The following is a 15,334-nucleotide window of genomic DNA, read 5'->3' as shown; positions in this document are numbered from 1 at the left end:
CACGCTGTCGTCGCGCGCGGACGCGCCTACGCCGTCTCCGGTTGCCGCACCGCTTTCGCGACGTTGCGCGCCGGCGCGCCGTTCGCGACGTAGTACGCGACGTTCGCACGCGCGAGCGGCTGACGCCCGCGAATCCGGTCGGCGATCTTCTCCGCGATCATGATCGTCGGCGCGTTCAGGTTGCCGGTCGTGATGATCGGCATGATCGACGCGTCGACGACCCGCAGCCCGTCCAGCCCATGCACGCGGCCTTCGTCGTCGACCACGGCCATGTCGTCGTAGCCCATCTTGCACGAGCACGACGGATGGAACGCGGTCTCGGCGCGCGCGCGCACGAACGTATCGAGTTCCTTGTCGGAGCGGCAGTCGGCGCCCGGGTTCAACTCGCGGCCGCGATAGCGGTCGAGCGCCGGTTGCCGCATGATCTCGCGCGTCGCGCGGATCGCATCGCGGAATTCGCGCCAGTCGAGCGCTTCGGCCATGTAGTTGAACAGGATGCTCGGATGGTCGTTCGGGTCGCGCGAGCGCAGCTTCACGCGGCCCCGGCTCGGCGAGCGCATCGAGCCGACGTGCGCCTGGAAGCCGTGCATCTCGATCGCGTTCGAGCCGTTGTAGTTGATCGCGACGGGCAGGAAGTGATACTGGATGTTCGGCCAGGGATCGTCGTCGCGCGTGCGGATGAAGCCGCCGGCCTCGAAATGGTTGCTCGCGCCGAGGCCCGTGCCGTTCAGCATCCATTCGAGCCCGATCTTCGGCTGGTTCCACCATTTGAGCGCCGGATACAGCGAGACGGGCTCCTTGCATTCGTACTGGATGTACATCTCCAGGTGATCCTGCAGGTTCTGGCCGACCCCCGGCAGGTCCAGCACGATCGGGATGTCGAGTTCCTTCAGCCACGCGCCGGGGCCGACGCCCGAGCGCTGCAGCAGTTGCGGCGACGCGATCGCGCCGCTGCACACGAGCACCTCGCGGCGCGCATGCGCGGTGGCGCGCTCGCTGCCGCGCAGGTATGCGACACCCGACGCGCGCTTGCCGTCGAACAGGATGCGGTCGGCCAGCGCGTGCGTGACGATCTCGAGGTTCGGGCGCGTCTTCGCCTGGTCGAGGTAGCCGCGCGCGGTGCTCGCGCGGCGGCCCTTCGGCGTGACGGTGCGGTCCATCGGGCCGAAGCCTTCCTGCTGATAGCCGTTGAGGTCGTCGGTGCGCGGATAGCCGGCCTGCACGCCGGCCTCGACCATCGCTTCGAACAGTGGGTTCGCGCCCGGCTTGCTGGTCGTGACCGACACGGGGCCGTCGCCGCCGTGGTAATCGTTCGGGCCGACGTCGCGCGTTTCGGCCTTCCGGAAGTACGGCAGGCAATCGAGATAGGTCCAGCGCTCGAGGCCCTGGTGCGTCGACCAGTTGTCGTAGTCGAGCGCGTTGCCGCGGATGTAGCACATCCCGTTGATCAGCGACGAGCCGCCAAGCCCCTTGCCGCGGCCGCATTCCATGCGGCGGTTGTCCATGTGCGGCTCGGGGTCGGTTTCGTACGCCCAGTTGTAGCGGCGGCCCTGCAGCGGATAGGCGAGCGCCGCCGGCATCTGCGTACGGAAGTCGAAGCGGTAGTCGGGGCCACCGGCTTCGAGCAGCAGCACCGTGACGTTCGGATCTTCCGTCAGGCGCGTCGCGAGCACGTTGCCCGCGGAACCGGCGCCGCAGATGATGTAGTCGTATTCGCGTGTCGTCATGACGGGATATCTCCTATCGTTCTCAAAACACCGGGTTGTAGCGGCCGAGTTCGACCTGTACCGATTTGATTCGAGTGTAGTGTTCGAGCGTCGTGATGCCGTTCTCGCGTCCGACACCGGATTGCTTGTATCCGCCAACCGGCATCTCGGCCGGCGATTCGCCCCACGTGTTGATCCAGCAGATGCCGGCTTCGAGGCGATGGATCGTGCGATGCGCGCGCGACAGGTTCTCCGTGACGACGCCGGCCGCGAGGCCGTAGTGCGTGTCGTTCGCGCGCGCGATCACTTCGTCCTCCGATTCGAAATCGAGGATGCTCATCACAGGCCCGAAGATTTCCTCGCGCACGATCTTCATGTCGTCGCGGCAGTCGCCGAATACCGTCGGCGCGACGTACTGGCCGTCGGCGAAATGGCCGTCGGTGAGCCGCGTGCCGCCGGCCAGCAGCTTCGCGCCTTCCGCCTTGCCGCTGGCGATGAAGCCGAGCACCTTGTCGAGCTGCGCGGCCGACACGAGCGGGCCGAAGTTGGTGTCGGCATCGGTCGGCTTGCCCACGCGGATCCGCTTCACGCGTTCGAGCACCTTGGCGGTGAACGCGTCCTTGATCGAGCGCTGCACGAACACGCGCGTGCCGTTGGTGCAGACCTGGCCCGAGCTGAAGAAGTTGGCGGTCACCGCGATGTCGGCCGCGCGATCGAGGTCGGCATCGTCGAACACGATCAGCGGCGACTTGCCGCCGAGCTCCATCGTCACTTCCTTCAGCGACGACGCGCCGGCCAGCGACATCACCTTCTTGCCGGTCTCGACGCCGCCCGTGAACGACACCTTCGCGATGTCCGGGTGACCGGTCAGCAGCGCACCGACCGAGCCGTCGCCCTGCACGACGTTGAACACGCCGGCCGGCACGCCGGCTTCCGTATAGATCTCGGCGAGCTTCAGCGCGGTGAGCGGCGTGACCTCGCTCGGCTTGAACACCATCGCGTTGCCGGCCGCGAGCGCGGGCGCCGTCTTCCAGCATGCGATCTGGATCGGGTAGTTCCACGCGCCGATGCCCGCGCACACGCCGAGCGGCTCGCGGCGCGTGTAGACGAACGACTCGGCGCGCAACGGCACCTGCAGCCCTTCGATCGCGGTCGCGAGGCCCGCGTAGTACTCGATCACGTCCGCGCCGGTGACGATGTCGACCGCGAGCGTCTCGCCGATCGGCTTGCCGGTGTCGCGCGTCTCGATCGCCGCGAGTTCGTCGTTGCGCTCGCGCAGCAGATCGACTGCGCGGCGCAGGATGCGCGAGCGCTGCATCGCGGTCAGCGCCGCCCATTCGCGCTGCCCTTGCTGCGCCGAGGCGACCGCACGGTCGACGTCGGCCGCGCTCGCTTGCTGCACCTGCGCGAGCAGCTCGCCGGTGGCGGGATCGAAGGTGTCGAAAGTCTTGCCGCTGGTGGCGTCGACATAAGCGCCGCCGATGTACAGGCGCTGCAAACCGTATACGGACATGAGGATCTCCAGGTTGGCGACTGCGCGACGCGTCACGCGGACGCGAGCAGCAGGTCGATGTAATCGTGGGCGAGCTTCAAGGCCGCCCGGGTGTCGATCGGGCCGCCGGCGAGCGCGCCGCGCAGCCACAGGCCGTCGATCAGCGCGGCGAGGCCGCTGGCCGCTTCGCGCGCCTTCGCGCGCGGCAGGCGCTTCGCGAATTCGGCGCACAGGTTCGAGTGCAGGCGCCGCGTGTTGACGTGCTGCAGGCGCTTGAGCCTCGGCTCGTGCATGCTCTGCGACCAGAACGCGAGCCAGGTCTTCATCACCGGCGCGCTGACCTGCGTGTCGTCGAAGTTGGCGGCGACGATCGCGCGCAGCCTCGCGCGCGGATCCTTGCGCGCGGCGACGCGGCGGCGCGTGGTGGCCGCCCACAGATCGCGCAGCACGTGCCGCATCGTGGCTTCGAGCAGGCCGTCCTTGTCGCCGAAGTAGTGACTGACGATGCCCGTCGAGATCTTCGCGCGCTGCGCGACCGACGCGAGCGTCGTGCCGGGCAGGCCGGCCTCGTCGATCGAGCGCAGCGTCGCGTCGATCAGCTGCGCGCGACGGATCTCCCGCATTCCGACTTTCGGCATCGCGCACTCCTTCGCCCCGGACGGGCCGTTCGTGGAAGTCGAGAGCTTATCGGTTTTTTATTGATCGTTCAATCAACAAAAAATCGGGTCCGACGATGTGCGGCGGCGACGCCGTGCGGCGGCGCGGCGCCGGCTCGGGCTTCGCGCGGCCGATGTCGGCACCGGTCAAACACCTGTCGCGTTTGAGACATCGGCGCCCCGGTCTCGGGGACTACTCTCGAACAGCACGTTGCAGGTGCGCCGCAGTCGTGCGGCGGCCCGCAGCGCGAACCAACGAGACATGGAGACAATACGATGAGCAGCAATCGAGGTGTCGTCTATCTTGGGCCGGGCAAGGTCGAGGTGCAGAAGATCGATTATCCGAAGATGGTCGATCCGACCGGGCGCGCGATCGGCCACGGCGTGATCCTGAAAGTGGTGAGCACGAACATCTGCGGTTCCGACCAGCACATGGTGCGCGGCCGCACGACCGCGCCGGTCGGACTCGTGCTCGGGCACGAGATCACCGGCGAGGTGGTCGAGGTCGGCCCCGACGTCGAGACGCTGAAGATCGGCGATCTCGTGTCGGTGCCGTTCAACGTCGCGTGCGGACGCTGCGCGATGTGCAAGGACACCCATACGGGCGTGTGCCTGAACGTGAACCCGTCGCGTGCGGGCGGCGCGTACGGCTACGTCGACATGGGCGGCTGGATCGGCGGACAGGCCGAGTACGTGCTCGTGCCGTACGCCGACTTCAACCTGCTGAAATTCCCGGACCGCGATCAGGCGATGGCGAAGATCCGCGACCTGACCTGCCTGTCCGACATTCTGCCGACCGGCTACCACGGCGCGGTGAGCGCGGGCGTGAAGCCGGGCTCGACGGTCTATATCGCGGGCGCAGGCCCGGTCGGGATGGCGGCGGCCGCGTCGGCGCGGCTGCTCGGCGCGGCGGTCACGATCGTCGGCGACATGAACGCGGAACGCCTCGCCCATGCGCGCGCGATGGGCTTCGAGACGGTCGACCTGTCGAAGGATGCGTCGCTCGGCGAGCAGATCGCGCAGATTCTCGGCGTGCCGGAAATCGACTGCGCGGTCGACTGCGTGGGCTTCGAGGCGCACGGCCACGGCTCGTCGGGCAGTGCGGAGGAAGCGCCGGCGACGGTGCTGAACTCGCTGATGGAGATCACGCGGCCTGCCGGCGCGATCGGCATCCCGGGCCTCTACGTGACCGACGATCCGGGCGCGAAGGACAAGGCCGCGCAGCACGGCAGCCTGAGCATCCGCTTCGGCCTCGGCTGGGCGAAGTCGCATTCGTTCTTCACGGGTCAGACGCCGGTGCTGAAGTACAACCGCAACCTGATGCAGGCGATCCTGTTCGACCGGCTGCCGATCGCGAAGATCGTCAACGTCGAGGTGATCTCGCTCGATCAGGCGCCGGAAGGCTACAAGAAGTTCGACGGCGGCGCACCGCGCAAATTCGTGATCGACCCGCACGGCCTGCTCGCGGCCTGACGCGCGAACGGCTCACATGAAGCGGGCGGCGCCGGAGACGGCGCCGCCCGTTTTTCATTCCTCGACGACTCTCCCGACGCCTGCCGCGCTACCGGTCAGAACGAAGTCACCACCATCCCGACCGCGATCACGAACATCACGATCGTGGCGAGCCAGCCCAGCGCGCGCAGCCAGCCCTTGACGCTGAAGGCACCCATGATGTCGGTGCGCGACGCGATCAACATCATCACGACCATCACGGGCACGGCGATCACGCCGTTGAGCACGGCGCTCCAGTAAAGCGCCTTGATCGCGTTGATGGACGTGAAATTGATGACCATCCCGATCAGCGTGGCGATCGCGATGGTGGCATAAAAGGCCTTGGCCTCCTGGACCTTCCGCGAAAACCCGACGGGCCAGTCGCGCGCCTCGCCTACGGCGTAGGCGGCCGAGCCGGCCAGCACCGGCACCGCGAGCAAGCCGGTCCCGACGATGCCGACGGTGAACAGCAGCGCCGCGAAGTGTCCCGCGATCGGCCGCAGTGCGAGCGCCGCCTGCGCCGAAGTCTGGATGTCCGTGATGCCGCCTGCGTTGAGTGTGGCGGCGGTGGTGGCGAGGATCGCGAGGGCGACCAGATTGGACAGGCCCATCCCGGTCACCGTGTCCATCTCGATGCGGTGCAGCGCCGTCGGCGCCTGTGCCGGCGCGCTGAAAAGGTCGCGGCGGGTCGGATGCGCGTGCATGTCCTCCACTTCCTCTTCGGATTGCCAGAAGAACAGATAGGGGCTGATGGTGGTGCCGAAGATTGCCACGACGAGCGTCAGGTAGGACGACGTCCAGCTCAGATGCGGAACGAACAAATGGCTCGCCAGACGCGCCCATTCGATATGCGCGATCGCGAGCACGGCGAAGTACGCGAACAGCGACAACGTGAACCATTTCAGCACGGCGACGTAGCGCGTGTACTGCAGCAGCAACTGCATCGCGATGCAGATGGCCGAGAAAAGCAGCACGTACAGCCACTTCGGGCCGGGCAGCAGGAGCGCCATCGCATCGGCCATCGCGCCAAGATCGGCGCCGAGATTGATGATGTTGGCGATGAGCAGGAGCACGACGACCCATTGGAGCAGCCAGTCGGGATAGTGCCGGCGCAGCACGCCGGCGATGCCGTGGCCGGTGGTGCGCCCGATCCGGGCGCTGATCATCTGGATCGCGACCATCAGCGGATAGCTGAACAGCAACGTCCACGAAAGCCCGTAGCCGAACGCCGCGCCGGCCTGACTGTAGGTTGCGATGCCGCTCGGGTCGTCGTCCGATGCGCCGGTGATCAAGCCGGCGCCGAGAAAGCCGAACAGGCGCGGTTTGGACGGACCGACGACGGGGTCGCGCGTGGGTAGGGGATCGTTCTGTGAATTGCTGTCCATGGGACGAGGGTCTTTGCGCGAGGGCGGGAATTCGGGTGGGTGTCTACCGACGCGGGTTATGACGCGCGCCCGTTCCGTCAGACGCCCGCGAGGGTTGCGCCGTAAGCCGACCTGCCGTGCGGGATGAGCCGGTAGACGAGGCAGCCGATAGCGTATCGGATTCTGGCGAAGGAGGCATTCTCGTTCGCTCCTCGCGGCCGAGCGCGGGCGGTTGGTCGACCAGCGGCGGCGGGAGGCTTGCGAGCGGGGTCGTGACTATGCGGGGTTGGTCGGCGGGTGCGCGCGGGTGGCCGGGGCAGGCTTCGTCAGCGGCCACGGATATTGTCCGGCGCCGACTGGAGCGGCGGCGACCGACGGCTCCGCTACCGACATCCGCGGCAACTGACGCGCAACCAGGTTCCTCGCTGCGCGGCCGTCAGTGTCCGCGGTACAGATAGGCCATTTCGGCGTCGGTCGCCCCGCGTCGCAGATGGCGCGCGTGCCAGCTCACGCGACGGGTCGCATGCGTGCGCCGGGCCGGGACGCCGCCTTTCCAGTCGGCGACGCGGATGCCGCCTTGCGCGCGGTCCGTGTCGCGAAGCGGCGGCACTTGCCGCGCGAGCGTCGCGGGCGCGCCTGCGCCCGCTCTCGCACTCGCCCTCGCGTGGCGGCTCGAGGCCGCACCACGCGGACCGTCGACGGTGGCCGGCTGGCCGGCATCGGCGAGCGGGCCGGCCGCCGGCGCCAGCGTCTCATCCCGACGAAACGCATAGACGGGTGCGGGCAGCACCGGCAACGCGGGCGTGTCGGCGACCTGCACGCCGGCGTCGGCCGCGCCGGTGCTCGTTGCGCCGTGGCCGCGACAGACCGGGTCGGCCCGGCACGTGCGGTCGAACGTCACGTAACCGCCGACGAGCAGGACCAGCGTCAACACGCTGAGCAACGGTGCGCTCGATGCGCGCGGCCGATGAATCGCCGCGTTGCGTACGGCGGCCGCGAAGCGCGACACCCATGTGGGTGCCGACGGCGCGCCGTGGTCGGGAGCGGCCGGCTCGCCGCCGCGCCAGCGACCGAGCGGGGCGAACGGCCGGTTCCCCGTTCCGCACACGGGGCAGGTATCGCTGGCGCGGAATGCCATGAAGCCGCATTCCCGACAGCGCTGACTGACCGTCACGCGCGGCTGGACGCGCACATTCATCGCGCCGAGCAGCGTGTCGCGTGAGCGGACTCTCCGGCTGGGCAGGACTCGCATCGTCGTTGCTACCTCGTTTGTCGTTGCCGGTCGGCGAGCGTTCCGAGGGTCCGGATCGCATCCTCGACGGCGGGAGGCCACGGCCAGCGATGGCTGAGCCGGGTATGGCGTGCTTGAACTGGTCGGTCGACTGGAATGTCGCGTCGTCGTCGCGCGCGGTTTGCGACGCGTCGGTGCGGTGCTGGATCGCAATGCATTCGCGTGGCGTGGTGGTTCGGGACAAGCTGACCACGGCGCGCACATGCGGCGGTCGGCGGCTCGCTTTCGCACATGTAGAAGCCGCGCCGCGCGGTAGCAGGATTTACACGACGCGCGCCGCATGCGGACGGCTCAGTCGCGACGCGCGCGACATGGGAGAAATCACCGTACCGGATCGAGTTGGCGACCATTTGCGCGATCGCCGCATATCGCTTCATGCGTGGCCTCCGGCCGGGCGCGGCCGGCGCTGAAGAAAGATTAGCAACGGCAACCGCCGCATTCAATCCCGCCCCAATCGCCAATGTTTCGCGGGCGATTCCGCTCCGCTGCATCGGTTCGGGAACCGGGCGTCCTGCGCAAGTCTCGTTCCCGCTGGCGGGTCGGTACGGCGTCACGTTTTCCGCTGCCGAGCGGCGAGGTTGCTGAAGCCGAACGCGCGCGAATGCACATTCGAGGATCGTGTACGCGGCGCGCGATGCAGCCACCTGACACGCTCGCCGAAACGCACGCGCCGAAATCGTCAGCGCAAAAGAAAAGCGGCCATTGGGCCGCTTTCGTGATTGCAACGCTCGCGCCGCAGTCGGCGCCGGCGTCACGCATGGAGCGCATGCACCGGAAACATCGGCGCGGCCGCCGCCGCTGCGCCCTGCGCGAGCGGCGCCACCTGCTTGCGGCGCTCGCGCGTCGGCGCGACGCCGAACGCGTCGCGATAGCTCTTGCTGAAATGGCACGCCGACTGGAACCCGCACGCCATCGTGATGTGCATGATCGACATGTCGGTCTGCAACAGCAGCTCGCGTGCGCGGCGCAGCCGCAGCGTCAGGTAATAGTGGGTGGGCGTCATCCCGAGGTGCTCGCGGAACAGCCGCTGCAACTGCCGCTGCGACATGTTCGCGAGCCGCGCGAGCTCCTCGCGCGACAGCGGCTCCTCGATGTTGTTCTCCATCAGCGCGATCACTTCGAACAGCGACTTGTTCGCCGAGCCGAGCCGTGCGACGAGCGGCATCCGCTGCTGCGCGCTCGTGTCGCGCACGTGTTCGACGATGAACTGCTCGGCGATCTGCGTGACGCGCGCGGTGCCCACGCGTGCGGCGATCAGGTTCAGCATCATGTCGAGCGGCGCGACGCCGCCCGTGCAGGTGATGCGATCGCGGTCGATGACGAACAGCTCCTTCAGGAAGCGCGTGTCCGGAAACTCCTCCTTCAGCGCCGACATGTTCTCCCAGTGGATCGCGCACGCGTAGCCCGCGAGCAGCCCCGACTTCGCGAGCGCATAGGTGCCCGTGCACAGGCTGCCGAGCGCGACGCCCGAGCGCGCGAAACGGCGCAGCGTCGACAGATGGTCGGGCGTGGTCGCGCGCTGCACGTCGACGCCGCCGCACACGAAGACGATATCGGGCAGCCCGACGCAATCGGCCGGCCCCGTGTCGACCGTGAGCCCGTTGCTGGCCGTCACCGGTCCGCCCTCCGGGCTGATCACCGACCAGCGGTAGAGCGGCTGGCCGCTCAGATAGTTCGCCATCCGAAGCACCTCGATCGCATTCGTGAACGCGATCATCGTGAAGTTCGGCAGGGGCATGAACGCGAAGTGAGACAGCGACGCTGTGCGGTCGGGCGACATGGGGAGCGTTCCTTGAATCTCTAATAGCTATGGGCCCGAGTGGCACGGATCGGGCTGCCGTATTGTGTGAGCCAGCGCAACAAGCGTGCCATACGGCTAAACCCTAGCTCCATACGTTGTCTGGCCGTCCGGCCGATATTGCACTGCACCGTAAGCGTGATGCGCTGCACCCCGCGCGCGCAGCGGCGGCACCGGCGAAGTGCTTGCGCACGAACGCAGCGCACGACGCCGCGCGCAGCGGCGCTTCGAAAAGCACGATCGGTCACTTGTGCAAAACGGACGCGCATGGCGGAAAAGGCAAAGAACGCGTCTAAATTCATCAATCCGCCGAAAATCCGAACGACAAGAATAGAGCCGTCGGCAGCCTTGCACTGGAAGCGCTGGAAACCCAGGTACGGCGGGCCTCGAGCTTCGGTTACACGCCCTTCATTCTTCGTCACGGACGCACTATGTCGAACACCCAGCCTTTCTTCTCGCAGCCCCTCGCCGAGCGCGACGCCCCGGTGCGCAGCGCCATCCTGAAGGAGCTCGAGCGCCAGCAGTCGCAGGTCGAGCTGATCGCGTCGGAAAACATCGTGTCGCGCGCCGTGCTGGAAGCGCAGGGTTCGGTGCTGACCAACAAGTATGCGGAAGGCTATCCGGGCAAGCGCTATTACGGCGGCTGCGAATTCGCCGATGAAATCGAGGCGCTCGCGATCGAGCGTGTGAAGCAGATCTTCAACGCCGGCTATGCGAACGTGCAGCCGCATTCGGGTGCGCAGGCGAACGGCTCGGTGATGCTCGCGCTCGCGAAGCCGGGCGACACGGTGCTCGGCATGTCGCTCGACGCCGGCGGCCACCTCACGCACGGCGCGAAGCCGGCGCTGTCGGGCAAGTGGTTCAACGCGGTGCAGTACGGCGTGAACCGCGACACGATGCGCATCGACTACGACCAGGTCGAGGAGCTCGCCCACCAGCACAAGCCGACGCTGCTCATCGCCGGCTTCTCCGCTTATCCGCGCGCGCTCGACTTCGCGCGCTTCCGCGCGATCGCCGACAGCGTCGGCGCGAAGCTGATGGTCGACATGGCGCACATCGCGGGCGTGATCGCGGCCGGTCGCCATGCGAACCCGGTCGAGCACGCGCACGTCGTCACGTCGACCACGCACAAGACGCTGCGCGGCCCGCGCGGCGGCGTGATCCTGATGAAGGCGGAGTACGAGAAGCAGATCAACTCGGCGATTTTCCCGGGCATCCAGGGCGGCCCGCTGATGCACGTGATCGCCGGCAAGGCCGTCGCGTTCGGCGAAGTGCTGCATGCCGACTTCAAGACCTACATCGACCGCGTGCTCGCGAACGCGCAGGCGCTCGGCGACGTGCTCAAGGCAGGCGGCGTCGATCTCGTCACCGGCGGCACCGACAACCACCTGCTGCTGGTCGACCTGCGCCCGAAGGGGCTGAAGGGCGCGCCGGTCGAGCAGGCGCTCGAGCGCGCGGGCATCACCTGCAACAAGAACGGCATTCCGTTCGACACCGAGAAGCCGACCGTCACGTCGGGCATCCGCCTCGGCACGCCGGCCGGCACGACGCGCGGCTTCGGCGTGGCCGAGTTCCGCGAGATCGGCCGCCTGATTCTCGAAGTGTTCGACGCGCTGCGCGCGAATCCGGACGGCGACCACGCGACCGAGCAACGCGTGCGCCGCGAGATTTTCGCGCTTTGCGAGCGCTTCCCGATTTACTGATCGACGACCCCACACACGCAGAGACTAGAGCGAGAGGCAGATATGAGCACGCTGCATCAGGACAGCATCATCATCGATGGATTGAACATCTCGAAGTTCGAGAAGCCGGTGTTCGAAGACATGCGCCGCGGCGGCATCACCGCCGCGAACTGCACGGTATCGGTGTGGGAGAACTTCACCAAGACCGTCGACAACATCGGCGTGATGAAGAAGAAGATCCGCGACAACGGCGAGCTGCTGACGCTGGTGCGCACCACCGACGACATCTTCCGCGCGAAGCAGGAAGGCAAGACCGGCATCATCCTCGGCTTCCAGAACGCGCATGCGTTCGAGGACAACATCGGCTACATCGAGGCGTTCGCCGACATGGGCGTGCGCGTCGTGCAGCTTTGCTACAACACGCAGAACCTGGTCGGCACCGGCTGCTACGAGCGCGACGGCGGCCTGTCCGACTTCGGCCGCGAAGTGATCACGGAAATGAACCGCGTCGGCATCATGGTCGACCTGTCGCACGTGGGCGGCAACACGTCGTCGGAAGCGATCGCGTTCTCGAAGAAGCCGGTGTGCTATTCGCACTGCCTGCCGTCGGGCCTGAAAGAGCATCCGCGCAACAAGAGCGACGCGCAGCTCAAGGAGATCGCCGACGCCGGCGGCTTCGTCGGCGTGACGATGTTCGCGCCGTTCCTGAAGCGCGGGATCGAAGCGAACATCGACGACTACATCGAGGCGATCGAATACGTCGTGAACCTGATCGGCGAAGACGCGGTCGGCATCGGCACCGACTTCACGCAGGACTACGCGAAGGAATTCTTCGACATGCTGACGCACGACAAGGGCCGCTATCGCCAGCTGACGAACTTCGGCAAGGTGATCAACCCCGAAGGCATCCGCACGATCGGCGAATTCCCGAACCTGACCGCGGCGATGGAGCGCCACGGCTGGAAGGAGTCGCGCATCCGCAAGATCATGGGCGAGAACTGGGTGCGCGTGTTCAAGGACGTGTGGGGCGCGTAAGCGCACGCACGAACCGAACCGAGCCGAACCGCCCCAGCGATTCAACACCACAAGAATCCGGCCGTGCCGGCGCGTCGCGCGCTGGCGCGCGGACGATATCGCGCCTGCGCCCGAGCCGCGCGGCGTTTTTCCTCACGGAGCCACCACGATGCAACCGCAACTGCCGATCAACGTCGATCCCGATACCGGCGTCTGGACCACCGACGCGCTGCCGATGCTGTACGTGCCGCGTCACTTCTTCACGAACAACCACGTCGCGGTCGAGGAAGCGCTCGGCGTCGAAGCGTATGCGCAGATTCTCTACAAGGCCGGCTACAAGTCCGCCTACCACTGGTGCGACAAGGAAGCGAAGCTGCACGGGCTGACCGGCATGGCCGTGTTCGAGCATTACCTGAAGCGCCTGTCGCAACGCGGCTGGGGCCTGTTCTCGATCATCGAAGCCGATCCGGCCAGCGCACGCGCGAAGATCGAGCTGCGCCACTCGTCGTTCGTGCTCCAGCAGCCGGAGAAGGAAGGCAAGCTCTGCTACATGTTCGCGGGCTGGTTCGCCGGCGCGATGGACTGGGTCAACGACACGACGCCGGAAGGCCAGGGTGCGCCGCGCGCGCAGTCGAAGGAAGTGCAGTGTGCGGCCGAGCACCACGATCACTGCGTCTTCGAAGTGTCGCCGATCGCCCACTGACGCACTGAAGCCGCCCAGCAACACCACAACACCCGCAATACGAGACATTCGAACGCCAGAGGTCGCCAGCGATGCGTTATCCCCACCTGTTCAAACCCATGCAGCTGAACCAGCTGACGCTGCGCAACCGGATCGTCAGCACCGCGCACGCGGAGGTGTATGCCGAGCCGGGCGGCCTGCCGGGCGACCGCTACATCCGCTACTACGAGGAGAAGGCCAAGGGCGGCGTCGGCCTCGCGATCTGCGGCGGCTCGAGCCCCGTGTCGATCGACAGCCCGCAGGGCTGGTGGAAGTCGGTGAACCTGTCGAACGACAAGATCATCGATCCGCTCACGCGGCTGGCCGACACGATGCACAAGCACGGCGCGAAGATCATGATCCAGGCGACGCACATGGGCCGCCGCTCGTCGTTCCACGGCGAGCACTGGCCGCATCTGATGTCGCCGTCGGGCGTGCGCGAGCCGGTGCACCGCGGCAACGCGAAGATCATCGAGATCGAGGAAATCCGCCGCATCATCGGCGATTTCGCGGCGGCCGCGAAGCGCGTGAAGGCGGCCGGCATGGACGGCATTGAGATCTCGGCGGCGCACCAGCATCTGATCGACCAGTTCTGGAGCAAGCGCTCGAACCATCGCACCGACGAATGGGGCGGCAGCCTCGAGAACCGTCTGCGTTTCGGCATCGAAGTGCTGACGGCCGTGCGCGAGGCGGTGGGCAAGGACTTCTGCGTCGGGCTGCGCATGTGCGGCGACGAATTCCACGAAGATGGCCTCGATCACGAAGCACTGAAGGAAATCGCGCAGGCGATGTCCGAGACGGGCCTGATCGACTACCTGAGCGTGGTCGGCTCGGGCGGCGACACGCACAACACGATCGCGAACTGCATGCCGCCGATGGCGCTGCCGCCGGAGCCGTTCGTGCATCTCGCGGCCGGCATCAAGTCGGTCGTGAAGATCCCGGTCATGCACGCGCAGAGCATCCGCGATGCGGGCCAGGCCGAGCGCCTGCTCGCGAACGGGATGATCGACCTGGTCGGCATGACGCGCGCGCAGATCGCCGATCCGCACATGGTGATCAAGATCCGCGACGGCCGCGAGGACGAAATCAAGCAATGCGTCGGCGCGAACTACTGCATCGACCGCCAGTACAACGGCCTCGACGTGCTGTGCATCCAGAACGCGGCCACCTCGCGCGAAGCGACGATGCCGCACATCATCGAGAAATCGCGCGGCCCGAAGCGCAAGGTCGTCGTGGTCGGCGCGGGCCCGGCCGGGCTCGAGGCCGCGCGCGTCGCGAAGCTGCGCGGCCATGACGTCGTGCTGTTCGAGAAGAACGCCGAGGTCGGCGGCCAGGTGATGATCGCGGCGAAGGCGCCGCAGCGCGAGCAGATGTCGGGGATCATCCGCTGGTTCGACATGGAAACGAAGCGGCTGGGCGTCGACCGGCGTCTGGGCGTCGCTGCCGACGAGAAGATGATCATGGCCGAGAAGCCGGACATCGTCGTGCTCGCGACGGGCGGCTCGAGCTTCACGTGGCAGGTGCCGGCGTGGGGCGTCGCCGAAGGGCTGGCGGTCAGCTCGTGGGACATCCTGACCGGCAAGGTCGAGCCGAAGCAGAACGTGCTGCTGTTCGACGGCGTGAGCACGCATGCGGGCGCGGGCGTCGCCGACTTCATGGCGAGCCGCGGCTCGAAGGTCGAGGTCGTCACGCCCGACGTGAAGGTGGCCGACGACTGCGGCGGCACGACGTTCCCGATCTTCTATCGGCGCCTGTACGCGCTCGGCGTGATCCCGACGCCGAACACGATGCTCGACCGCGTGTACGAGGAAGACGGCAAGAAGATCGCCGTGCTGCGCAATGAATACACGGAAGAACTCGAAGAGCGCGCGGTCGACCAGGTCGTGATCGAGAACGGTTCGGCGCCCAACGACGAGCTGTACTGGAAGCTCAAGCCGGAGTCGGTGAACCGCGGCCAGATCGATCCGCACACGCTGTTCGCGGCCGAGCCGCAACCGTGCCTGTCGGAAGAGCTGGGCAACGGCCGCTTCCTGCTGTTCCGTGTCGGCGACTGCATCTCGATGCACAACGTCCACGGGGCGATCTACGACTCGCTGCGTCTCGTCAAGGATTTCTGAAG

12 protein-coding genes are annotated in these 15,334 nt (G+C 67.1%); 5 read left to right on the top strand and 7 right to left on the bottom strand.

Annotated elements, in window-relative coordinates; translation table 11 throughout:
• Positions 1-26 precede the first annotated feature (26 nt).
• The 3 genes from betA to betI are packed head-to-tail and all read right to left on the bottom strand — an operon-like array spanning position 27 to position 3,836.
• A complete protein-coding gene (gene betA, locus EX20_RS28680) occupies positions 27-1,727 on the bottom strand; it encodes a choline dehydrogenase (RefSeq protein ID WP_034195499.1) in 1,701 nt (566 codons plus the stop codon).
• 22 nt (positions 1,728-1,749) lie between these two features.
• Positions 1,750-3,219 carry a betaine-aldehyde dehydrogenase gene (gene betB / locus EX20_RS28675; RefSeq protein ID WP_034195542.1) on the bottom strand — a complete coding sequence of 490 codons (1,470 nt, stop codon included), beginning with the start codon at positions 3,217-3,219 and terminating at the stop codon, positions 1,750-1,752.
• A 32-nt stretch (positions 3,220-3,251) separates the two neighbouring features.
• A complete protein-coding gene (betI, locus tag EX20_RS28670) occupies positions 3,252-3,836 on the bottom strand; it encodes a transcriptional regulator BetI (protein ID WP_011880782.1) in 585 nt (194 codons plus the stop codon).
• Between the two features lie 294 nt (positions 3,837-4,130).
• On the opposite strand from betI, the gene fdhA reads away from it, so the two are divergent.
• Positions 4,131-5,327: a formaldehyde dehydrogenase, glutathione-independent gene (gene fdhA / locus EX20_RS28665; protein WP_011880781.1), complete on the top strand. Its 1,197-nt coding sequence runs from the start codon at positions 4,131-4,133 to the stop codon at positions 5,325-5,327.
• A 95-nt stretch (positions 5,328-5,422) separates the two neighbouring features.
• Here the strand turns inward: fdhA and EX20_RS28660 are convergent, their stop codons facing one another.
• From EX20_RS28660 to EX20_RS33095, 4 genes are all read right to left on the bottom strand, one after another.
• Positions 5,423-6,730 carry an NRAMP family divalent metal transporter gene (locus EX20_RS28660; RefSeq protein ID WP_014723978.1) on the bottom strand — a complete coding sequence of 436 codons (1,308 nt, stop codon included), beginning with the start codon at positions 6,728-6,730 and terminating at the stop codon, positions 5,423-5,425.
• 415 nt (positions 6,731-7,145) lie between these two features.
• On the bottom strand, positions 7,146-7,961 hold the full coding sequence (locus EX20_RS28655) for a hypothetical protein (protein WP_034195498.1): 816 nt from the start codon (positions 7,959-7,961) through the stop codon (positions 7,146-7,148).
• Between the two features lie 790 nt (positions 7,962-8,751).
• Positions 8,752-9,780 carry a GlxA family transcriptional regulator gene (locus EX20_RS28650; RefSeq protein ID WP_011880777.1) on the bottom strand — a complete coding sequence of 343 codons (1,029 nt, stop codon included), beginning with the start codon at positions 9,778-9,780 and terminating at the stop codon, positions 8,752-8,754.
• Positions 9,781-9,800: 20 nt separating this feature from the next.
• Positions 9,801-10,220 (bottom strand): hypothetical protein, encoded by a 420-nt coding sequence (locus tag EX20_RS33095; RefSeq protein ID WP_231572307.1) that lies wholly within the window; start codon positions 10,218-10,220, stop codon positions 9,801-9,803.
• A gap of 9 nt (positions 10,221-10,229) precedes the next feature.
• On the opposite strand from EX20_RS33095, the gene EX20_RS28645 reads away from it, so the two are divergent.
• From EX20_RS28645 to EX20_RS28630, 4 genes are all read left to right on the top strand, one after another.
• Positions 10,230-11,501 (top strand): serine hydroxymethyltransferase, encoded by a 1,272-nt coding sequence (locus EX20_RS28645; protein WP_034195497.1) that lies wholly within the window; start codon positions 10,230-10,232, stop codon positions 11,499-11,501.
• Between the two features lie 42 nt (positions 11,502-11,543).
• Positions 11,544-12,515 carry a dipeptidase gene (locus EX20_RS28640; protein WP_011880775.1) on the top strand — a complete coding sequence of 324 codons (972 nt, stop codon included), beginning with the start codon at positions 11,544-11,546 and terminating at the stop codon, positions 12,513-12,515.
• Between the two features lie 148 nt (positions 12,516-12,663).
• Complete coding sequence (locus EX20_RS28635) at positions 12,664-13,197, top strand: DUF5943 domain-containing protein (protein ID WP_014723974.1); 534 nt, start codon at positions 12,664-12,666, stop codon at positions 13,195-13,197.
• 71 nt (positions 13,198-13,268) lie between these two features.
• Positions 13,269-15,332, top strand: coding sequence for an NADH:flavin oxidoreductase (locus tag EX20_RS28630; RefSeq protein ID WP_034195496.1), 2,064 nt, complete (start codon positions 13,269-13,271; stop codon positions 15,330-15,332).
• The last annotated feature ends 2 nt before the right edge of the window (positions 15,333-15,334 follow it).

The sequence above is a fragment of the Burkholderia sp. WP42 genome (assembly GCF_000745665.1).
In the GTDB taxonomy this organism is placed as follows: domain Bacteria; phylum Pseudomonadota; class Gammaproteobacteria; order Burkholderiales; family Burkholderiaceae; genus Burkholderia; species Burkholderia vietnamiensis.
This window is presented reverse-complemented; position numbering and strand designations above follow the sequence as displayed.